The following is a 20,238-nucleotide window of genomic DNA, read 5'->3' on the forward strand; positions in this document are numbered from 1 at the left end:
GTAGGAGGCCGAGTCTTCGGCACACAGCAGGGCCGCAATGGGGAGAGTCGCTACGGGGAGGCGAACGCCATGGCATTGATCGAACGTGAGCTGGTCGAACGAGACCACGAACTGAAATATCTCGAGTCGCTGTACGGGGAGAGCGCGACAGGGCGCGGACGGGTGGCCGTCATCAGCGGCCCCGTCGCCACCGGCAAGACCCAGCTGCTGCACAACTTCGCCGAGCGGGCTGCCGCTTCGGGCGCGCTCGTGCTCTGGGCGGTGGCATCGCCCTCTGAGCAGACGCTGCCGCTCGGCGTCATCGACCAGATGTTGCACAGCGCCCAGCTGCCGGCCGAGGCGGCTGAGCAGATCAACCAGTTGCTCGACAACGGCTACCGCACCTACTGGCAGAGCGGCGCACCGGAGCTCGCCTGGCGGGAGAGCGCCGCCGTCCTCCGTGGCCTGTCGAAGGCGCTGCTGGAGGTGACCGAGCGGACGTCGCTCGTGATCTGCGTCGACGACGTGCACTACGCCGACCTTCCGTCGTTGCAGTGCCTGTCGTCGGTGGCACGCCGCCTGCGAAACACGCGGGCGATGATGGTGCTCACCGAGAGCGCCCGCTTGCAGCCGGCATACCCGCTGTTCCAGGAGGACGTGCTCCGCAACTCGCACCGCCGGGCGGTGCAGCTGGAGCCGCTGACCCGCTTCGGCGTCGCGCGGGTGCTCGCGCCGTCCCCGGAGCTGTCGGGGCCGCACGTCGCGGCCGAGTGCCATGCGCTCACCGGGGGCAACCCGCTGCTGCTCCAGTCGCTGATCGAAGACTCTCGCCTGTCGGCGGCGACGACTGGCCGGGTGATCGTCGGCGACGCCTTCGCCGAGGCGGTGCTGAGCTGCTTGTACCGCTGCGAGGCGCCGATGCTCCAGGTGGCCCGTGGCCTCGCGGTCGTCGGCACGGCGCTGCCGGCGGCGACCCTGGCCCGGCTGCTCGACCTGGACACCGAGATCGCCAGCAGGGCGGTGCACCTGCTCAACCGGGCAGGGCTGCTCGACGCCGGCAGGTTCCGCCACCCGAGGGTCCGCAACGCGGTGCTGGCGAGCATGATCCCGGAGGCGCGCGCGGCGATGCACGGCCAGGTCGCCAAGCTGTTGCACAGCGCCGGCGAGCCGGCGTCGGTCGTGGCGGGGCATCTCGTCGAGGCCGACTGGGTCGATGCGCCGTGGGTACTGTCCACATTGAAGGAAGCGGCCGAGATCGCCCTGTCGGGCGGTGACTTCGCCTTCGCCTCGACGTGCCTGCGCACGGCCCGCGGGGCGTGCCTCGACGACCGCCAGCGAGCCGAGATCACGTCGATGCTGACGCAGGCGAAGTGGCGGGTCGACCCGGCCGACGCGCTGCCGCACCTGTCCGAGCTCGTCGCCGCCGCGCGCAGCGGCCTGATCGACTGCCGGCACTCGGTCACGCTCGTCGGCTACCTGCTGTGGCACGGCCGGCTCGACGAGGCGATCGAGCTGCTCGACCGCATCTGCACGGCGGACTCGATCGACGCGGAGGCGGCCGACGGCATCTACGCGTCCTTACTGTGGCTCGCGTCCAGCTTTCCCGAGTACGCCGAGCGCGTGCGGGGCTACTGGACCGAGCTGGAGCGACACTGGTCCACGCCGACGGCGCAGACGCTGCCGTTGCAGGCGGCACGCGTGCTCAGCGCGATCACCGAGCACGGCCCCAACGAAGAGGCGGTAAGCGCGGCGGAGCAGGTGTTGCAGCGCACCCACCTCAACGACAAAAACCTCATGCCGGCGTCGGTCGCGCTCAGCACGCTGATCCTGGCCGACCGGCTCGGCTCGGCGGCGGCCTGGTGCGACTCGCTGTTGGGCGAGGCGGCCGCGGGCAACGCGCCGACCTGGCAGGCGGTGCTCTTCAGCCTCCAGGCCGAGATCGCGCAGCGGCAGGGCGACCTGACCGGTGCCGAGGAGCACGCACAGAGCGCGTTGCGGGCGATCTCCATGCGCGGGTGGGGCGTGGTCATCGGCCGCCTGCTCTCCACCCTCGTACACGTCAACACGGCGACCGGCCGATACGAGGAGGCCGCCAACTTCCTCAGCGAGCGGGTCCCGGCGGAGATGTTCCGCACCTCGTACGGCCTCCAGTACCTCTACGCCCGGGGCAACTACTACCTGGCCACCGACCGGCCGCGGGCCGCGCTGAGCGACTTCCAGACCTGTGGCGACACGGCGAACGTGCTGGGGCTCGAGCTGCCGGAGCTGGCACCGTGGCGGCTCGGCCTGGCCCAGGCGTACCTGGCGCTCAAGGGTCCGCGGCAGAGCCGTGCGCTGGTCGGCGAGCAGTTGCGCCTGCTGGGGGAGGAGGGGCAGCAGTGGGTACGCGGCGTCGCCCTGCGCGTGCTCGCCTCGGTGAGCGAGCCGGCCCGCCGGCTGCCGCTGCTGAAGGAGTCCGTCGAGCTGCTCGAAGCCGGCGGTGACAGGTTGGAGACCGCGCTGGCGCTCGCCGACCTGAGCGACGCGTTGCGCGATGCCGGCGATCCCAGCCGGGCGCGCCTGACCCTGCGCACCGCGCGCTACTTCGCCAAGCAGTGCCAGGCACACGCGTTGCTGCGCCGCCTCCAGCCGGAGGTGTCGTCGATCGAGCAGTCGACGACCGCGCTGGTGCGTGCGGTCCCCAACAACGTGGAGGGAATCACGTCGCTCAGCGAGGCGGAGCGGCGGGTGGCCGCGCTGGCGGCGATCGGCCACACCAACAGGGAGATCGCCGGCAAGCTCTACATCACGGTCAGCACCGTCGAGCAACACATGACCCGCATCTTCCGGAAGCTGCGCGTCAAGCGCCGCAGCGACCTGCCGCCGGGGTTGCACGTCGGGATCGCCGACACCGCCTGACGCACTGCACGTCAGTCCGGCCGATAGGGGTCAGTCCCCGGTCAATCCGAGCAGGTCGACGATCCGGTCCAGCGGCATGAGCCGCAGCGCCTGACGGGCCAGCATCAGCGTCCAGCTCGGTAGATCACCGCGGCGGTCCGCGTCGTCGAGTGCACGATCGATGGCGGCGCGGACCGCCCGCTCGACTGTGGCGTCGTCCCAGTCGACCGGTGCGAAACCGGGCTGGTCGGCGAGCGCGAGCACCAGGCGCTCCGCCGACATGTCCAGCTCGCAGGCGGCACCGTAGAGCGCGCTGTACGCGATGCGCTGGACCAGCGCGTCGAAGTCGTCGCCGGGGTAGGGGTCGGCCGGCGCGTCACACGGCTGGGTCTCGGCATACCGGCCGTAGCCGCCCGCGCCGGCCGCGGCCTCCGCACCGAGGAGACCGGCCGACAGCAGGACCGTCACCGCCAGGGTCGCCGCCGCCCCACCGCGGGCGGTGGTCCCGGCGGCGGGTGGCCGGTCTTGCCGCCGGCCCCCCAGCGCACCGCAGGCGAGCAGCGTGAGCAGCGTGACGCCGGCGGCCAGCTCGAACGCCGGCCGGAAGGCGCGGGTCAGGGTCGCCCGCAACCGCGCGTCGACCTCGGTGAGCAGGGCGGTCGTCTGCGCATCGCGCTTGTCGGGGGGCACGCTCTTCGCCACCTCGGGCACGGATCCGCGCGGACTGCCGGACACCGCGTCGCGCACGGTCAACGCCAGATCGATCTTCTCCTGTACCGGCAGCTTTGCCTCCAGCAGCACACCGGTGCCGGCGAGCAGGGCCCGTTCGCTGCCGTCCTCCAGCGAGCCGGCGAGCAGCGGGGCGATGAGGGCAAGACCGAGCACGAGCCCGGCGTGCTTGGCGGCGACGACCGAGGCGCCGGCGGGTACGAGCGGGGTGGCCGGGTGGAACGCGAGGGTGGCCAGCACCGCGACCACCATGCCGGAGCCCGCGCCGCAGACGAAGAGCGCGACGGCCGCCCAACCCGGGTGCGCGGCCGGCAGGTAGCCGAGCGCGAGCAGCCCCGCGCAGAGACCGAGCACCCCGACGACGATCCTGGCCGCCCGGCTCGCCCGCGCGGTGAGCCGGGCGGCGAGGAGCGTGCCGGCGGGCAGGGCCATCATCACGACCGCGGCGTGCAGCGGGCCGAACCGCCAGACCTCCACGAGCATCAGCACGCCGAGGAAGAGGGCACCGACCAGGCCGGCGAAGAGCGTGAGATAACCGAGGTGGGCCAGGATCAACGCGCCCCGATCGCGGATGGTGAGGGCCGCCGGGCCGAAGACCCCGGTACGTGGGTCGAGCGCGAGCGTGAGCGTGTCCGGCTCCTCGGAGCCGGCGCTGGTACGGGCGCCGCGCGCCGGCCGCCACAGGGCGGCGACGGCCACGACAAGCAGGCCCAACACCGCTGCGGGTACCTGGCCGAGGAAGATCATCTGCCAGTCGAACGCCTCGGTCAGGGTGCCGCCCAGAGCGGGACCGACTGCCAGCCCGACCGTCGCCGCGGCGCTCCACCACCGCCGCCCGCGCTCGGGGCCGATCTCGTCGCAGAGCACCGCGAGAGCGCCGGCCAGCAGCGCCGCCGCGCCGATGCCCTGCACCACGCGACCGGCCATCAGCTGGGTCAGCGACGCGGCGACCCCGCACCACGCCGAGCCCCCGGCGAAGAGCAGCAGCCCGCCCAGCGTCAGCGCCGTCGGGTGCAGCCAGCGGCGGAACGCGAAGACAAGCCCGGCCGCGACGGTGACCGCGATCGCGTAGCCGGTCAGCACCCACGACACCCCGACCACCGTGGTCTCGAACCGGCTATAGATGGCGGGCAGCGCGAGCACGACGATCGACGCGTCGGCGAAGGCGAGCGCGACTATGGCAGTCAGTACGATCGTCGACAATCTGCGCATGCCCGAGTATGTGCAGCCAGTTCAACCAAGGGCATCCCCTATAACAATCCTGAGAAGCCGCTCAGTCGTCGCCCCGGCATCGGGGTGGAAGTGTCGGCGAGGCGGCGGCGGACCCCTATGCCCGGTACCCCTAACCTGCGGTGATTCCCTTGCTGAGGGCGCGCGGGCTCACCTAGGTTGAGGCGACGGCGCTGCGCGGCGAGTGGTCAAATACCATTCGCCCACTTCTGTTCCAGAAATGAATGCAGGGAGTTGCGTGCCATGGTGCTTGTGGGTACCGATGAGCTGTTCCAAATCTACGACTGGGCCCGTGAGCTGCGCGAATCGGGGCCGGTGCACCCGGCTGAGGATGGCACGTGGAAGGTTGTCCGGCACGCCGAGGCGCGCAAGGTCATGATGGACCACAAAATCTTCTCGTCGGATCTGCGGCCGCTATTCGGCAAAATCGGCGACGACGACTTTCCGCTGTTGTCGCAGAGTGACCCGCCGCGTCACCGCGAGCTGCGAAACATGATGTCGGCCGCGTTCACCGCGCATAAGATCGCGTCGCTCGAGCCGCAAATCGAGGCCGTCTCGGCGGAGCTCGTCGACTCGGTGCTCGAGCGCGGCGAAACCGACGTGGTCGCCGATCTGGCGATGCCGCTCCCGCTGATCGTAATCGCCGAGCTGCTCGCGATCCCGGCCGAGCGGCGGGAAGACTTCAAGCGGTGGTCCAACGCGTACATCAGCACCCTCGGCATGCACGGCGAAAAGCCGCCGGAGATCGCCAAGGAGCTCGCCGAGCTCGAGGTCTACATGATGGGCTTGATCGCCGAGCGGCGACCCAACCCGAGTGACGACCTGGTCAGCGTGCTGTGCCACGCCGAGCTCGACGGCAAGGCGCTGCCCGACAAGATCGTCATCGGCTTCTGCACCGCGCTTCTCGTCGCCGGGTACGTCACGACGACCAACCTGCTGTCCAACGCGGTGCTCTGCCTCAACCGCTACCCCGAAGCCCTCCAGCTGATCCGCAAGCAGCCGGAGATCCTGCCCAATTTCGTCGACGAGGTGATGCGGTTCACCTCGCCGGTGCAGAGTTCGGTGCCGCGGCTCACCCGTGTCGAGACGACCCTCGGTGACCATGTCATCCCGGAAAAGGCGCTGGTGTTTCCGTACATCGGCGCGAGTAACCGCGACGAGCTCGTATTCGAGAAGGCCGACCAGTTCGACCCGACCCGCGACCCCAACCCGCACCTGGGCTTCGGGCACGGCGTGCACTTCTGCCTCGGCGCGCCATTGGCCCGGATGGAGGCGCGCATCGGGATCGGCATGATGGCGGAGCGCCTTCGTGGTGAGTGGCGAGTGCCGGAAGACGTCCAACTGGAGGTCGAACCCCCGCCCGCGTTCCTGTTCGGGCCGAAGGCGCTGCCGCTCAAGTGGGGTGAGTAGCGCCGGCTGCCCGGTGGAGGGCCCCCTAACTGCCGGAAACCCCCGGCCGGCAGTTAGGGGGTGCCTCGCTTTCCAACACTGGCTGGTAGGGGTGCCCAGGTGCTCGGGGCTTAGTAAGGATCAGATCGTATGACGATGCAGATCGTGCGGGCACACTCGTACGGCGGGCCGGAGGTCCTGGCGGTCGAGGAGCTCAAACTCAGCCCTCCCGGCCCCGGCCAGGCCCTCGTTGAGATCGCGGCCGCCGCCGTTACTTTCTACGACGTTTGCAACCGGCGTGGTGACTTCGCCGACCGCGACTACTACAAGGACGAGGCGGTGCTGCCGCTCTCGCCGGGTTACCAGGGCGCCGGCGTCGTCGTCGAGGTCGGCCCCGATGTCACCGACGTGCGCCCCGGCGACCGGGTCGTGTGGATCTGGGGCAGCGGCGCGTACGCGACGCACGTGGTGGTCCCCACCGCGAGCCTGATCCCGGTGCCGGACGACATCGACATGGAGCAGATGGCCGGCGCCCTCATCCAGGCCTTCGTCGCGCTGAAGCTCACGTCCGAGACCTACCCGGTCGCGGCCGGCGAGTGGTGCCTCGTGCAATCCGCCGCCGGCGGTGTGGGGTCGCTGCTCTGCCAGATGGCCAAGCTGCGCGGCGCCAAGGTGATCGGTGTCGCCTCGACCGAGGAGAAGGCCGCGGTCGCCCGCGAGGCCGGCGCCGACGAGGTGATCGTCTCCACGACCGCCGACGTGCCCGCCGAGGTAAAACGGATCACCGGCGGTCCGGGCGTGCGCGTGGTCTACGACGGGGTCGGCAAGGACACCTTCGACGACAACCTCGACAGCATCGCGCCGCGCGGCTACCTGATCGTGTACGGCCAGTCGAGCGGGTTCGTGCCGCCGCTCGACCTGATGACGTTGCAGAACAAGGGCTCGCTGTATCTCAACCGGTTCACGATCGACTACTACTTCACCTCGTGGCCCGACCAGGACTACCTGGAGAAGCTGTACGGCTGGATGCGCAGCGGCGACGTGTCGGTCCGCATCGACCGGCGCTATCCGCTGGAGCAGGCGGCCGAGGCACACGCCGCCGTGGAGTTCCGCAAGTCGGCCGGCCGGGTGCTGCTGGTGCCGTAAGCGGAGGGGTCCGCGCGTGGTGCGGGTCGGGGAGCGTTGTACGCGCCCCGACCCGCTCGCGTTTAGCTGGGCTCGCCTTCGAAACAGGGGGCGGAGAAGCTGACGCCGTCGAAGGTCTCCTGGGCGCGGGTGAAGCGGTAGGTCGCCCAGTGCAGCCGCGTGACCGTGCCGCTGGGGTCTCTGGTCAGCCGCAACAGCTCGCCCGCCTCCCGGCCCGACGTCGTGCGCAACACGTCGGGGGTGCCCGGCAGCGGCGCGAAGACGGCGGGTGGGCGGTCGGCAGGGTCGTCGGCGCCGCGGGCGATCAGCCGGCCGCCGCGCCACGAGAAGACGTACTCGAAACCCTCGCCCCACCAGCGGCCGAGCACCGACCGGTATGGCTCGGGGGCGGCCGGACCCGGGCGCCAGACCGGGATGGGCGCCGGCGCCTCGGCCACCACGGCCGGCAGCAGGCGGTGTGCCAGGCCAAGCACCGAGGCCGCGGTGCCGGACGAGCCGAGCACCGCGCAGCCGAGGCCGGCGGGGGTGTCGATACCGCCCCGCTGACCCAGCACGCAGGCCCAGAAGCCGGGCATGGCGCCGTAGTGACCAAGGTGCATGGCCCGATTTTCCTGCGGCACGACCATCACGCCGAGGCCGAAGCCAGCCCGCCACACGGTCTGGTCCGGCACGGACATCGGCCAGCGCATCTCGTCGAGCGTCGACGCGGCGAGCACGGTGCCGGACGGGTCGACGGTCTCCGGGTCGGCCAGGAAGGCGGCCCAGCGCGCCATGTCGCCGGCGGTGCTCCACAGTCCCGAGGCCGGACCGATCGCGCCGAGCTCGATGGGGGGCTCCGGCCTGGCGAGGTCGGAGTGCGCGTCGACGAGGTAGCCGGTGACCGCGTGCGGCCCGGGCTCGAGCGACGTGCCGGTCATGCCGAGCGGGCGCAGGATCCGCTCGGCGAGCACGTCGGCCCAGGGCGCGCCGCGCAGCTCGGAGACGAGATGGCCGAGCACGGCGAACGAGAGGGTGGAGTAGTGGTACCGCGGCGGCCCGGTCACCACCCGCTCGGCGTTGGCGAGGTCGGCGAGCAGCTGGTCTATGTCGGGCGCCTTGAGCGAGTCCCACATGTCCCCGTACGGCTCGCGCTGTAGCCCCGCGGTGTGTGACAGCAGGCCCCGCACGGTGAGGCCGCGGTGGGCCGGCACGTCCAGGTGCTTGCCGATCGGGTCGTCGAGGTCGAGGAGCCCGTCGTCGCGGCACTGCATGACCAGTGTGGCGGTGACCGTCTTGGTGACGGATCCGACGCGAAACATGCTGCCGGCGCCGAGTGGTGTCTCGCCGTCGCTCTCACCGACCTGGCAGGTCCATAGAGGACGGTCTGCCTGATGCACGGCCACCGACAGCGCGGGGATCCGCGCGTCGGCCTGGGTCCGTCGGACCATCCGCTCCAGTCGTGGACTCATCCGTTCGCTCGTCCCTCCGCTGATAAGGACTCTGCCGGGAAAACCGCTGTCCGAGCACGTTATCGCATTCCAGCATAGCTTCGTCAGGGTGTAAAAGAACCGTATGAACTCTCGCGCTAAAAGACGTTTGTTGGACTGGTGACGCCGACCCTTAATGCCCCCTATCAGCCCCTGAATCGCGGATGTGACCGCCCCGCCCACCCCTATTACCGGTGGTGTTCATTGTCCGTGGAGACGTCGGGCTTCTAGATTTACCGTGCACGGCGTAGCGGGTGGAGCAATCGAGGGAGCGCGTGGCCGATGACCGATGACACGGGGATCACCGAAGCCGAGAAGGTCACCCCCAGCGGCCCTCCACCAGCGCCTGAGCAGCTGCACCAGCTGGACTTCCTGCTCGGCCGGTTCGAGTGCGTCTTCAACAACGTGGTCGTCGACCCGCCCACGACGGTGGTCACATACTGGGAAACCCGAAAGACTCTCAACGGGCATTACTACGAGATGGACATCACCATGCCAACGGGTCAGTTTTCCGCCCGATGGATCTTCGGGTGGAACGATGTCGAGGCGGGCTTTCTCTCGTACTATTACGACGACATCGGCAGCCAGGGCACCTCGATCGCGCCGGGATGGCAAGACGGGCACCTTGTGTTCACCGGTCAGTCAAACTACTTCGGTCATCGCATCACCAATCGCGACGACTTCGTCATCGTCGACGAAAATCACGTGCTCGACACCTCGTACGTCCTGGAGGACGGCGAGTGGGAGCTGGCCGGCACCTACGACTGCCGGCGGATCTGAGAGTGATGGACTACGCGATCCAGACCGAGGGTCTGGTGAAGCGGTTCGGGTCGGTGACCGCCCTCGGTGGGGTGGACCTCGCCGTGCCGGCCGGGACGGTGCTGGGGCTGCTCGGTCCCAACGGCGCCGGCAAGACGACGACGGTGCGCATCCTCAGCACCCTGATGGCACCCGACGGCGGCACCGCCCGGGTCGCGGGACACGACCTGGTCAAGGAGCCCGGCCGGGTGCGCGAGCGGATCGGCCTCACCGGGCAGTACGCGGCCGTGGACGAGGAGCTCACCGGCTACGAGAACCTGATCCTCATCGGCCGGCTGCTCGAGCTGTCCCGCCGGGAGGCCAAGCGCCGCGCCGGCCTGATGCTGGAGCACTTCAGCCTGGTCGAGGCGGGCAGCCGCTCGGTCAAGACGTACTCGGGTGGCATGCGGCGCCGGCTCGACCTGGCGATGAGCCTGATCGGGCGGCCGCAGGTGCTCTTCCTCGACGAGCCGACCACCGGCCTGGACCCGCGGTCGCGGGGAGACGTGTGGGACCTGGTCCGGGGGCTGGTGGCCGACGGCGCCACGGTCCTGCTGACCACGCAGTACCTTGAGGAGGCCGACAGGTTGGCCAGCGAGATCGCGGTGATCGACCGCGGGCGGGTCATCGAGAAGGGCACGCCGGCGCAGCTGAAGTCCAAGGTGGGCGGGCAGAGCCTCGACGTGCGCCCGACCACGCGAGACGACCTGACCGCCGTGGCCGACCTGCTCTACGACGTGGTGGGTGTCAACGCCACGTACGACGGGGACGGCGGGGTGGCCTCGGTGGCGCTCGACGCCACCCGCTCGGGCACCGAGACGCTGACCACCGTGGCGCACAAGCTTGACGCGGCCGGCATCGAGGTGACCGAGCTGGGGCTGCGGCTGGCCAGCCTCGACGAGGTGTTCCTGGCACTGACCTCCCGTCCCGCAGACGAGCCGGCCGAGCCGCCGGCCGGCCGGCGAACTCGAATGGGGCAGAGCGCATGACCCCGGTGCGTGCCGCACGGCACAGTGCGACCCTGGCCTGGCGCGGCCTTATCCGGCTCAAGCACGCGCCGGACGAGCTGCTTGACGTGCTGCTGATGCCGATCACGTTCGTGCTGATGTTCGTGTTCCTGTTCGGCAACGCGATCGCCGGCGACTGGCGCGACTACCTGCAATTCGTGCTCCCCGGCATCGCCGTGCAGGCGCTGATGTTCACGTCGCTCGGCACCGCCCTGGCGCTCAACACCGACATCCGCACCGGCGTCTTCGACCGGTTCCGGAGCATGCCGATCGCCCGTTCCGCGCCGCTCGTCGGCCACCTGCTCAGCGACCTCGTCAAGTACGTGGTCTCGCTGGTCGTGGTCTTCGGGTTCGGCACGGTGCTCGGGTTTCGGACGTCCGGCTCCGCGCTGGCGGTGATCGTGGGCGGGGCGATGATCGTCCTGTTCGCCTTCACGATCTCGTGGATCGCCGCGCTGATCGGCCTGGTGGCGAAGAGCCCGGCCAACGTGCAGGCACTCGGGCTGCTGCTGGTCCTGCCGGTGACGTTCGGCAGCAACGTCTTCGTGCCCACTGACGAGCTGCCCGGCTGGCTCCAGACCTGGGTGAAGATCAATCCGGTCACCCAGCTCTCCGACGCGGTCCGCGCCTTCATGCTTGACCAACCCGCGCACGACGCGCCACGCAACGCTCTACTGTGGATGGTCGGTCTGATCGCCGTTTTCGCGCCGCTCGCCATCAGGGCCTACCGCCGCCAAGCCTGAGCGACAGGGTCTCCTTGGCGCATGGTTCTGCGCCTCGGGTTCATCGGATCTGTCCACAGTGGTGGTCGCAGAACCTTTCAAAATTGGAGATTTGAGCTGCCGCGGCGTCCGTCGTGGTCCGGACCGCTGCTCCCGCGGCCTCACCCTCCGCGGTTCCACAACCCAACCCGGCCGGCATCGCCGGCGGGTGAGGCCGCGACCCCCGCCCATCCGCGCACTGATCAGAGCCGGCCGAATCGTGAACGCTATCCGGCAGATCGTGGTATTTAGCTGTTGTTATAACAACAGCTAAATACCACGATCTGCCGGCGTGCTCCCGACTGGCATGCGGACAAACGAGCTAAAGCGCCCGACCAGCCCTGTCTTTGTGGCCCGCGATACCCGGCGCACGGCACCCCGACGGGGTGTCATACCGAACGGTGAGGCCGGGCGGTCGCCCAGACCGCGTCGATCAGGCGCCAGGCCGAGCGGGGGCGCAGGTGGGTGCCCGCCCGCCTCGATCGGTGTGCCGGCGTCGGCGCGGACCTCCAGTGGGCTCAGCAGCGCGATACGGACCCGTCCAGCCTCGCGCGGTGGCGGCCGCCAGCGTGCGCGCGGGCAGGTGGCGGAGTCCCCTGTGGTGACCCTTGGTAACCCCTAGCGGTTTATTGGCGACAATCTCACCCCTAGATCGTCACCGTTTTCTTGACCGGCCTTCCTCGCGGCCCATACCGTCGTGACGGGCATGCGTTTTCTGTATTTGTGCCGCTGATTTTTCCCATGATGACCCGTCCTAATCCCGCGGAGCTGGATGATGCGAACACCGAAACTCCCGTCCGTATTCGGCACCGGTAAAAAGTCGAAGTGGATCAGCCGTGCCGCCGCCGGCGCGGCCGCGCTGGCACTGACCGTCACCGCCCTCGCACCGGCCGAGGCCAGCGCCAACCGCGTGCCCAGCCCGACTGACGCCACCGCGGCCGACGCCGCTTTCCGGCCGAAGTCGGACGCCCCGCCCGCGCCCGCGCAGCTTGCGGAGTTGAATTTCCTTCTGGGGACGTACAAGTGCGTGGTGACCGCGGTCGCGCCGGGTGAGCCGTCGACCTCGGTTATCGTGTGGATGCGCACGAAGCCGATTCTGAGCGGTCACTACTATGAGATGGAATACGTCCAGGAAGCAATTCCCGGCGTCATCGGCAAGGTGACTGGAAAGTGGGTGTGGGGTTACACCCCGAGCGATTCCACCTACTCTGCGTACTACTACGACGACCACGACAACAAGGGCACCGCGTTTTCGGCGGGTCGCAACGCCGAGGGCAAGTTCGAGTTCGTCGGCGACTACACGGTGCTCGGCGACGTCGGCACCGGCCACGACGTCTTCACCGTGGTCAACAGCCGCAAGTTCACCGACCACAGCTACGTCAAGATCGACGGTGAGCTGATCCCGATCAGCGTGTACAACTGCACGAAGCAAGGCTGAGCCACACGCTCCACAACGGACAGCGGCGGTAGGGGAGTGCCCCTGCCGCCGCTGTTCAGTCTCCGGACCCGCTCAGCGCCCCTGCCACTTCGGCGAGCGCTTCTCGACGAACGCCAGCGGCCCTTCACGCGCGTCCTGGCTCCGCACTCGCTCCTCCTCCCACACGTACCGGGTGGCGAAGGCCTGTGGCAGCGACAGGTGCGCGGAGGACGAGGCGGCTTCCTTGACCGCGCGCACCGCGAGCGGCGCGCAGCGCAGGATGTCCTCCACCCACCCGTCGACACAGTCGTCGAGGCGGTCGGCCGGCACGACCTCGTTGACCAGCCCCAGCTCGTACGCCCTCGCGGCGCTCAACGGCCGGCCGGTCATCAGGTGCCCCATGGCGGTCTTGAGCGGCAGCTGCCGGCTGAGGCGAAACACCCCGCCCGCCCCGGCGACCAGGCCCAGCTTGGCTTCCGGCAGCGCGAAGGTGGCGTGCTCGGCGGCGATCGCGATGTCGCAGGCGAGCACCAGCTCGAAGCCGCCCCCGAACGCGTACCCGTTGACCCTGGCCACCACCGGCTTCGACAGCGTGAACCGCTCGGTGAGCCGCGGCCAACCGGGCTTGCCCCGGCTGCCGAACGAGGTCGGTGGCTCGCCGCTGTCGACGCGCCGTACCAGCTCCTTGAGGTCCTGCCCGACCGAGAACGCGCGGTCACCGGCGCCGGTCAGCACCCCCACCCAGACGTCGTCGTCGCGCTCGAAGTCGTCCCACACCGCTGCCAGGCTCGCGTGCATGGCGAGGTCCATCGCGTTGAGTACGGCGGGCCGGTCCAGCGTGATGTACGCCGCGTGGCCCCGCTTCTCGTAGCGCACACCGGCGCCGTCCACTGTGGAGTCCACGTCAGAACGGGTACGGTGCCGGGGCGGAGCGCACGGTCAGCCACTGCCACTGGGTGAACTCGTCCCAGCTCTGCTGCGCGCCGTAGCGGCTGCCGTTGCCGGAGGCGCCCCGCCCGCCGAAGGGTACGAAAGCCTCGTCGTTGATGGTCTGGTCGTTGACGTGCACGATGCCGGTGCGCAGCCGGTCGGCCAGCGCGGTCCCGCGTTCGACGTCGCCGGTCTGCACGGCCGCCACCAGCCCGTACTCGGTGCGGTTGGCGACGGCGACCGCCTCCTCGTCGTCCTTGACCACGATGACCGGGGCGACCGGCCCGAAGATCTCCTCGCGAAACGCGGGCATCTCGGTGGTGACCTCGGCAAGCACGGTGGGCCGGTAGAAGAGGCCCTCGTGGGTGCCACCGGCCCGCAGTTCGGCGCCGGCGGCGACGGTGTCCCGGACGATCCGGTGCACCCGGTCGCGCTGGGCCGCGTTGATCATCGGTCCGAGCGCCACCTTCTCGGTCCACGGGTTGCCGACCGGCAACTTCTCGGCGCGGGCGGCGAGCCGGTCGAGGTACTCGCCGGCCACCGACTCGAGCACGATGTGCCGCCCGGCGGTCATGCAGATCTGGCCCTGGTGGAAGAACGCGCCCCAGGCCCCCGCCGAGCTGGCCAGGTCGAGGTCGGCGTCGTCGAGCACGATCAGCGCGTTGTTGCCGCCGAGCTCCAGCGAGACCCGCTTGAGGGCGCGGCCGGCCGCCTCGCCCACCTGCCGGCCGACCGCGGTCGAGCCGGTGAACGAGATCATGGCGATGTTGGGATCGGTGGCCAGCGCCCGCCCCGGCTCGGCGTCGCCGGCGAGGACGTGCAGCACGCCCTCCGGGAGGCCGGCCTCCTCGAAGAGACGGGCGAGCACGAGACCCCCGCTGACCGCGGTCTGCACATCGGGCTTGAGGACCACCGCATTGCCGAGAGCCAGGGCGGGTGCCACCGCGCGCATCGCCAGCAGCAGCGGCACGTTCCACGGCGTGATCACGCCGACGACGCCGAGCGGGATGCGGCGGCCGATGCTCTGCCGGCCCGGGGTGGAGGGCAGCAGCTGTCCGAACGGCTCCGCGGGCAGCCCGGAAGCGACCCACAACTCGTCGAGCACCGACGAGACCTCGTGCTCCGCCTTGCCAGGTACGCCGCCGCCCTCGCGTACCAGCCATCCCACGACCTCGTCGCGGTGCGCCTCCAGGATCTGGGCGGCCCGCCGCAGCACCGCCGCGCGTTCGGTGTGCGCAGCGGCGGCCCACGCGGGCTGGGCGAGCGCGGCCGCCGAGGCCGCCGAGGCGATGTCACCGGCGTCGGCCAGGCCGACGGTGGCCAGAGTCTTCCCGGTCGCCGGCTCGGTGACGTCGACCGTGCCGCCGGCCGGCTCCCGCCAGCCGCCGCTGAATACCTTGCCGGCGAGTGCGACCGGGTCGATCAGGGGAAGCATCGGCGTTCCTTTCACGAGTGTCCGGTGATCGGCACGTCGATCAGTAGCGGTGTGGGGGATTCGGTGGCCTTCGCGACCACGTCGACGAGGTGGTCGGCGTCGGTGATCCGGACCGCTTCGATGCCGAAGAACTCGGCGACCCGGGTGAAGTCCAGCACCGGCGGATCCAGGTCGAGCCCGATGTACTGGCCGGTCCGGGTGGATCGGCTCTGCCACGAGTCGAGGGTGTTCTTGAGCGTGCGGTACTCGCCGTTGTTCATCACGACGAACGTGACCGGCACCCGGTAGCGGGCGGCGCTCCACAGCCCCTGTAGGCCGAAGAGCGTGCAGCCGTCGCCGAGCACCGCGACTACCGGCCGGCTCGGGTCGCCCAGCCGGGTGCCGATCGCGGCGCCGATACCCGAGCCGAGGCCGCCACCGACGGTGTGTACGAGCGAGCGGGGCCGGTCGAGGGTGAGCACCTCGCGCAGCAGCACGCCGCTGGTGATCGCCTCCTCGACGACGACCGCGTCGGCGGGCAGCCCGGCGGCGACCGCGTGTGCGGCGGCGAGCGGATCGAGCGGCGCCGGCCCGTACGCGGCCCGCGCCATCGCGTCGACCTTGGCGCGGCGGGCGGCGGCGATCGCACCCGCCGCGGTGGCCCGGTCCGGGGCGTCGGGCACCGTGCCGGCGAGCCGGTCGGCGAGCGCGGCGAGGGTGGTGCGGATGCCGCCGGCGAGGCCGACGTCGACCCGGAAGTTTCGGCCGATCTCGTGCTGGTCGGAGTCGAGCTGCACCACGGTCGCGTCGGGCGGCACGGGCGCCACCGGCGTGTAGTGGTGTGCCATGAAGGCGTGGCAGCCGACCACGAAGACCACGTCGTGCGGGGTGAGCCGCTCCCGGATCGCGGCGTTGACCGGTGGCAGCGCGCCGCCGTGGAGCGGGTGCGAGCCGGGGAAGTCGACGCCGTCGTGCATCGGCTGGTGGTAGGTGACCGCGCCGAGCGCCTCGGCGACGGCGACGAGCTCGGCGACCGCACCGTCGCGGCCGACGCCGTCACCGGCCACGATCGCCGGCCGGGTGGCCGCGGCGAGCACGGCGACGGCCCGGTCGAGGTCGGCGGCGCGTCCCCAGGCCGGGCGGTGCGACCGCTCGGCGACCTCCACGGGCGCCTGCTCGGCGAGCAGGTCCATCGGGATGGAGAGGAAGACCGGCCCGGCCGGCGGGGCGGCGGCGATCGCGAAGGCGCGGCGCAGCATGATCGGCAGGTCGTGGCCGTGCTGTACGTCGAACACGTGCTTGGCGACCGGCTTGGCCAGCCCGACGAGGTCGCCGGAGAGCATCGGATCCTGCACCATGTGCCGGCGGTCCTGCTGCCCCGCGGTGATCACCAGCGGGGTGCGCGACCGGGTCGCGTTGAGGAAACCGACGAGGCCGTTGGCGAGCCCGGCCGCCACGTGCAGGCTGACGAAGGCGGGGCGGCCGGTGGCGCGGGCGTACCCGTCGGCCATTGCCATCACCGAGCCCTCGTGGACGCCGAGGACGTACTCGATGTCCGGGGCCTCCGCGAGGGCGTCGGTGAACGGCAGCTCGGTCGTACCCGGGTTGCCGAAGACGCGGTCCACGCCCTCGTCGCGAAGGATGGCCAGCATCGCCTGCACCGGCGTCGTCAGCGTGCCCACGCCCGCCCCACCTTGGCGAGCACGTCCTCGCTGTACAGGCGGCGGGCCTGCCGCACCGCGAACTCGGCCAGGTAGGCGTGGAAGCGGTCGACCGGCTCGTCGGCGAGGTTGAGCATGGCGCGGTTGGCGACGACGGCCGGGCTGTCGAGCCGGTCGACGCCCGCCTCGACGGCGGAGTCCATCGAGGACGGCTCCACGACCTCGTCGCGGAAGGCCGCGCCCGCCGCCTCGTGCGCGTAGATCTTGCGGCCCCAGAGGATCACCTGGCGTGCCAGCCGCCCACCGCCGTGGCGGCTCAGCCGGAGGTTGGAGACGCCGGGCACGATGCCCTCCTGCGCCGCCGGGAGGCTGAAGTAGGCGTCGGCGGCCGCGATCACCCGGTCGAAGACCGTGAGCAGCTGCGCGCCGCCGCCGATCGCGAACGTGTCGACCGCGGCCAGCCAGGGCTTCTGGACGGTACGCTGCGGCCACGCCGCCGGATCGGGGTCGACGAGCAGGCCCCGCAGGATCTTGTTGATGTAGCCGATCTCGCGGCGGAGCAGGAAGTCGACGTACGAGATCTGGCCGTGGTGCAGGTCGGTGAGGTTGATGCCGGCGCTGAACACCCGCCGCCCGTGGTAGCGCGGATGGGTCATCGGCCCGCCCCGCAGCACCCCGACCCGGATGTCGTCGTCGAGCAGCACGAGGTCGACCGCGGTCTCCATGTCGCCGACCGACGGGTCGTCCTCGGCGTTGAGGCACTTGACGTTGGACATCGTGATGTGGCCGGCCGCGCCGCGCCGCTCCACCGTCACCGAGCCCAGGGTGACCGAGCCGGCGCGGCGAAACTCGCCGAGCAGCCGCCGCGCCTGCTGCGTCGGCAGCTGCATCGCTTCGGTCAGGTGGGTGGCCACCTCTGTACGGCGCAGCAGCGACCCGAAGAAGATGCCCTGGTCGATCTCCCGGCCCTCTTTTGCCGCCTGGACGCGTTCCCGCTCCTGCGCGACCTGTGCCCTCGTGGGCACCAGGCCGGTGAAGAGCTCGGCCGCGCCGTACACCAGCTCGGGTAGGCGCAGGTGCAGGGTCTGGCCTTCGGTCAGCTCCGCGTACACCTGGTCGCCGTGGATGTGCATGAAGCGCGCCCGCTGCCGCCGGGCCGCCTCGTGGATGTCGCCGGCCCGCACCTGCTGCTCCGCGGTGCGCTCGGGCTTGGCGGGCAGCTCCTCCAGCAGCTCCTCGACCCGCTCGGTGTACTGCGCCAGGGCCTTCGCGTCCGTTGCCAGCTCGCCGCCGAACGTGGGCGGCTCGATGGCCGCCCGCTGCGGCGCGGCGATCCCCGTGGCCTCCATCCGACTACCCGGCGACCGTGTGGACCGAGCCGCCGAGGACCATCGGCACCGGGTCGGAGACGGCCTGCCGCGCCTTGATCAGGGAGCGGTCGCAGGCGGACAGGTGGGCACCGAGCGCGTCCTCGAAGGTCGTCGCGGTCGCGTCCAGGAGCAGCCGCCGGCGGATCGCGAGCTCCGGCCCGGCCGCGCCGCGCAGCGCGGCGACCCGTTCCTGCGTGCTGGCGACCAGGTCTCCGGCGACCTCGTCGACGAGGCCCACCTGCTCGGCCTTCGCCGCCGGCACCTCGCGCGCGAAGAGGGCCAGCGGGCGCGCCCGGGCCACGCCGAGCTGGTTGGCCAGCCGGTAGAGCAGCATGCTCGGCCAGAGCGCGCCGCTGTGCCAAGGCTGGAGCAGGCGCAGGTCGTCGGCCGCGATCCGGTAGTCGGTGGCGAGCAGCACCTCCAGGGCCGGCCCGCCGCAGCTGCCCTCGGCGACCGCGATGGTGATGGCGTTCAGCCGCTCCAGCCGCCGTAGCGCGCGCTCCCAGTGGTTGACGAGGTGGACGCCGACCTCGCCGGGCCAGCTGTCCGCCCGGTCGGTCGAGGGCGTCGACGACGCCAGGTGCACGACCGCGACACGATGCTCTCCGGCGTCTTCGACGCGCTCGCAAAGTGCGGTGATGGTGCCGATCAGCTCTTGGGAAAGGGGAGCGGCACAGTCAATTCCCAGATAGGCGTCGGCGACCTCTTCGAGTTTCGAGCCGCCGCTATTCGATGACACGATGTGTTGCCCCCGTTCCGGAGCGGAGTCTGATTGCCAGAAGATGCGCGAGCGAACTGTTTACCAGCGGACCAGGACGGTCTCGATGGTCGACCCGGGACCCATTGTCATGAGGATGCCGTAGTCACCGGGACTCACCGTGCCCTCGTCCAAAAGGCGACGGTAGGAGAAAAGGAAGGAACCGCTCGAGAGATTGCCGTAGTCACGCAACACGCTGACGGTGTGCCGGACGTCGTGCCGGGTCAGCCCAAGATTGATCATGACGGAGTCGATGACCTTCTTGCCGCCCGAGTGGACAATCCAGTGCTCGATGTCCTTGCGCCGCAGGCCGGTGCCGGACAGCAGCGAGTCGATCACCAGCTCGGCGTGCGCACCGACCACGTACGGCACGTCGCGGTCCAGGTAGAAGCTGAACTTGCCGTGGTCGTCGTCCCAGTCGAATCGCATGGCGTCGATCGACTCGGGGATCATGAAGCTGGACGACTTGAGCACCGTCGGGCCCGGCTGGCTCTGCCGCGGGTCGGCGATCACCAGCGCCGCCACCGCACCGTCGCCGAACAGGCTGTTGACGACCGAGGTGCGCATGCTGCCGTCGAAGACGTACGCCGCGGAGCAGGCCTCGATGCAGAGCAGGATCGCCAGCTCGCCCGGGTGGGTGCCGGCCCAGCCGGTCACCGCGTTGAGCCCGTTGAGCCCGGCGTTGCACCCCATGCCGACGACGTCGAGGCGCGCGGTGTCGGGGTTGAGGCTCAGCTCGCGGACGAGCAGTGCGCTCAGACCTGGCGTGAGCAGGCCCGTGGAGGTCACGCAGCACAGGAACCGCACGTCGCTCAGGTCGGCGTTGGCCTCCTTGAGCGCGGCCTGAAGCGCCCGCACCCCCATGTCGACGCCCTGGTTGCGGTGCTTGCGCAGCAGCTCGCCCTGCGTCTCGGTGGTGCGGGTGCCGTCCGGCCCCTCGGGTGGGAGGGAGAGGAAGCGGCGCTTGATGGCGCTGTTGCGGAACACCGAGGCGATCCGCTGGTCGTCGATGTTGAAGAGATCCAGCAGGTCGTCCTGCGAGTAGGCGTCCGGCGGCACGGCGGTGCCGACGCTGACGATCCGCGGTCGCACTGTGAATGGCGCTCCACGGACGCCGATTGGGACCTTGACCGGTGTTGGTGTTTGTGTCATCTGTCCCCCAGGTGACCTTATCGACGTCGTTTACACCCCGGTGAACTTGCTCATTTCTATTTGACTCTACGGCTCGTCTCCCGAGCCAACGTGTAGTACCTTACCTCCAGTGCGAGCCAAAGCTATCGATCGAATGTGAAGTTTTGGTCACACGG

At 70.4% G+C, this 20,238-nt stretch carries 16 protein-coding genes; 8 read left to right on the forward strand and 8 right to left on the reverse strand.

Going from position 1 to position 20,238, the window contains the following annotated elements:
- Positions 1–69: 69 nt before the first annotated feature.
- On the forward strand, positions 70–2,877 hold the full coding sequence (locus tag Pflav_RS03665; protein ID WP_173033751.1) for an ATP-binding protein: 2,808 nt from the start codon (positions 70–72) through the stop codon (positions 2,875–2,877).
- Positions 2,878–2,907: 30 nt separating this feature from the next.
- Here the strand turns inward: Pflav_RS03665 and Pflav_RS03670 are convergent, their stop codons facing one another.
- On the reverse strand, positions 2,908–4,797 hold the full coding sequence (locus Pflav_RS03670; protein ID WP_173033753.1) for an MFS transporter: 1,890 nt from the start codon (positions 4,795–4,797) through the stop codon (positions 2,908–2,910).
- 261 nt (positions 4,798–5,058) lie between these two features.
- On the opposite strand from Pflav_RS03670, the gene Pflav_RS03675 reads away from it, so the two are divergent.
- Entirely contained in the window at positions 5,059–6,225 is a 1,167-nt protein-coding gene (locus Pflav_RS03675; RefSeq protein WP_173033755.1) for a cytochrome P450, read from the forward strand.
- A 129-nt stretch (positions 6,226–6,354) separates the two neighbouring features.
- Positions 6,355–7,350 (forward strand): quinone oxidoreductase family protein, encoded by a 996-nt coding sequence (locus tag Pflav_RS03680; protein ID WP_173033757.1) that lies wholly within the window; start codon positions 6,355–6,357, stop codon positions 7,348–7,350.
- Between the two features lie 62 nt (positions 7,351–7,412).
- Here Pflav_RS03680 and Pflav_RS03685 read toward each other — a convergent pair whose 3' ends face one another.
- The gene (locus Pflav_RS03685; protein WP_173033759.1) at positions 7,413–8,798 is read right to left on the reverse strand and encodes a serine hydrolase domain-containing protein; all 1,386 of its coding nucleotides are present in this window, start codon (positions 8,796–8,798) and stop codon (positions 7,413–7,415) included.
- Positions 8,799–9,098: 300 nt separating this feature from the next.
- Between Pflav_RS03685 and Pflav_RS03690 the strand changes: the two genes are divergently transcribed.
- From Pflav_RS03690 to Pflav_RS03705, 4 genes are all read left to right on the forward strand, one after another.
- A complete protein-coding gene (locus tag Pflav_RS03690; protein WP_173033761.1) occupies positions 9,099–9,596 on the forward strand; it encodes a DUF1579 family protein in 498 nt (165 codons plus the stop codon).
- Between the two features lie 5 nt (positions 9,597–9,601).
- Entirely contained in the window at positions 9,602–10,603 is a 1,002-nt protein-coding gene (locus Pflav_RS03695) for an ATP-binding cassette domain-containing protein (RefSeq protein ID WP_173033763.1), read from the forward strand.
- Positions 10,600–11,364: an ABC transporter permease gene (locus Pflav_RS03700; RefSeq protein ID WP_173033765.1), complete on the forward strand. Its 765-nt coding sequence runs from the start codon at positions 10,600–10,602 to the stop codon at positions 11,362–11,364. The genes Pflav_RS03695 and Pflav_RS03700 overlap by 4 nt, the downstream gene beginning before the upstream one ends.
- Positions 11,365–12,157: 793 nt before the next feature.
- On the forward strand, positions 12,158–12,820 hold the full coding sequence (locus Pflav_RS03705) for a hypothetical protein (protein WP_173033767.1): 663 nt from the start codon (positions 12,158–12,160) through the stop codon (positions 12,818–12,820).
- A gap of 72 nt (positions 12,821–12,892) precedes the next feature.
- Here Pflav_RS03705 and dpgD read toward each other — a convergent pair whose 3' ends face one another.
- Genes dpgD through dpgB form a run of 5 tightly spaced genes read right to left on the reverse strand, consistent with a single transcriptional unit; the run spans position 12,893 to position 18,826 of the window.
- Positions 12,893–13,702: an enoyl-CoA-hydratase DpgD gene (dpgD, locus tag Pflav_RS03710; protein WP_232070965.1), complete on the reverse strand. Its 810-nt coding sequence runs from the start codon at positions 13,700–13,702 to the stop codon at positions 12,893–12,895.
- 1 nt (position 13,703) lies between these two features.
- Positions 13,704–15,164, reverse strand: a complete 1,461-nt coding sequence (locus Pflav_RS03715) for a benzaldehyde dehydrogenase (RefSeq protein ID WP_173033769.1) — start codon at positions 15,162–15,164, stop codon at positions 13,704–13,706.
- A gap of 11 nt (positions 15,165–15,175) precedes the next feature.
- Positions 15,176–16,825, reverse strand: coding sequence for a thiamine pyrophosphate-binding protein (locus Pflav_RS03720; RefSeq protein WP_197937861.1), 1,650 nt, complete (start codon positions 16,823–16,825; stop codon positions 15,176–15,178).
- On the reverse strand, positions 16,813–18,153 hold the full coding sequence (gene dpgC, locus Pflav_RS03725) for a (3,5-dihydroxyphenyl)acetyl-CoA 1,2-dioxygenase DpgC (protein ID WP_173033771.1): 1,341 nt from the start codon (positions 18,151–18,153) through the stop codon (positions 16,813–16,815). The genes Pflav_RS03720 and dpgC overlap by 13 nt, the downstream gene beginning before the upstream one ends.
- 4 nt (positions 18,154–18,157) lie before the next feature.
- Complete coding sequence (dpgB, locus tag Pflav_RS03730; protein ID WP_332107853.1) at positions 18,158–18,826, reverse strand: enoyl-CoA-hydratase DpgB; 669 nt, start codon at positions 18,824–18,826, stop codon at positions 18,158–18,160.
- Here dpgB and Pflav_RS03735 point away from each other — a divergent pair.
- Positions 18,755–18,910 carry a hypothetical protein gene (locus Pflav_RS03735; RefSeq protein WP_173033776.1) on the forward strand — a complete coding sequence of 52 codons (156 nt, stop codon included), beginning with the start codon at positions 18,755–18,757 and terminating at the stop codon, positions 18,908–18,910. The two genes, dpgB and Pflav_RS03735, sit on opposite strands and share 72 nt — an antisense overlap.
- A 63-nt stretch (positions 18,911–18,973) precedes the next feature.
- On the opposite strand, the gene dpgA is transcribed toward Pflav_RS03735, so the two are convergent.
- Positions 18,974–20,023 carry a 3,5-dihydroxyphenylacetyl-CoA synthase DpgA gene (gene dpgA / locus Pflav_RS03740; protein ID WP_232070966.1) on the reverse strand — a complete coding sequence of 350 codons (1,050 nt, stop codon included), beginning with the start codon at positions 20,021–20,023 and terminating at the stop codon, positions 18,974–18,976.
- Positions 20,024–20,238 lie beyond the last annotated feature (215 nt).

Origin of the sequence: Phytohabitans flavus (assembly GCF_011764545.1) — a bacterium.
GTDB classification, from domain to species: Bacteria; Actinomycetota; Actinomycetes; order Mycobacteriales; family Micromonosporaceae; genus Phytohabitans; species Phytohabitans flavus.

What these genes read in the sequence shown, in the direction of transcription:
- Pflav_RS03665 (WP_173033751.1), top strand. Translation starts at nt 70, where the DNA reads ATGGCATTGATCGAACGTGAGCTGGTCGAACGAGACCACGAACTGAAA.
- Pflav_RS03670 (WP_173033753.1), bottom strand. Translation starts at nt 4,797, where the DNA reads ATGCGCAGATTGTCGACGATCGTACTGACTGCCATAGTCGCGCTCGCC.
- Pflav_RS03675 (WP_173033755.1), top strand. Translation starts at nt 5,059, where the DNA reads ATGGTGCTTGTGGGTACCGATGAGCTGTTCCAAATCTACGACTGGGCC.
- Pflav_RS03680 (WP_173033757.1), top strand. Translation starts at nt 6,355, where the DNA reads ATGACGATGCAGATCGTGCGGGCACACTCGTACGGCGGGCCGGAGGTC.
- Pflav_RS03685 (WP_173033759.1), bottom strand. Translation starts at nt 8,798, where the DNA reads ATGAGTCCACGACTGGAGCGGATGGTCCGACGGACCCAGGCCGACGCG.
- Pflav_RS03690 (WP_173033761.1), top strand. Translation starts at nt 9,099, where the DNA reads ATGACCGATGACACGGGGATCACCGAAGCCGAGAAGGTCACCCCCAGC.
- Pflav_RS03695 (WP_173033763.1), top strand. Translation starts at nt 9,602, where the DNA reads ATGGACTACGCGATCCAGACCGAGGGTCTGGTGAAGCGGTTCGGGTCG.
- Pflav_RS03700 (WP_173033765.1), top strand. Translation starts at nt 10,600, where the DNA reads ATGACCCCGGTGCGTGCCGCACGGCACAGTGCGACCCTGGCCTGGCGC.
- Pflav_RS03705 (WP_173033767.1), top strand. Translation starts at nt 12,158, where the DNA reads ATGCGAACACCGAAACTCCCGTCCGTATTCGGCACCGGTAAAAAGTCG.
- Pflav_RS03715 (WP_173033769.1), bottom strand. Translation starts at nt 15,164, where the DNA reads ATGCTTCCCCTGATCGACCCGGTCGCACTCGCCGGCAAGGTATTCAGC.
- dpgC (WP_173033771.1), bottom strand. Translation starts at nt 18,153, where the DNA reads ATGGAGGCCACGGGGATCGCCGCGCCGCAGCGGGCGGCCATCGAGCCG.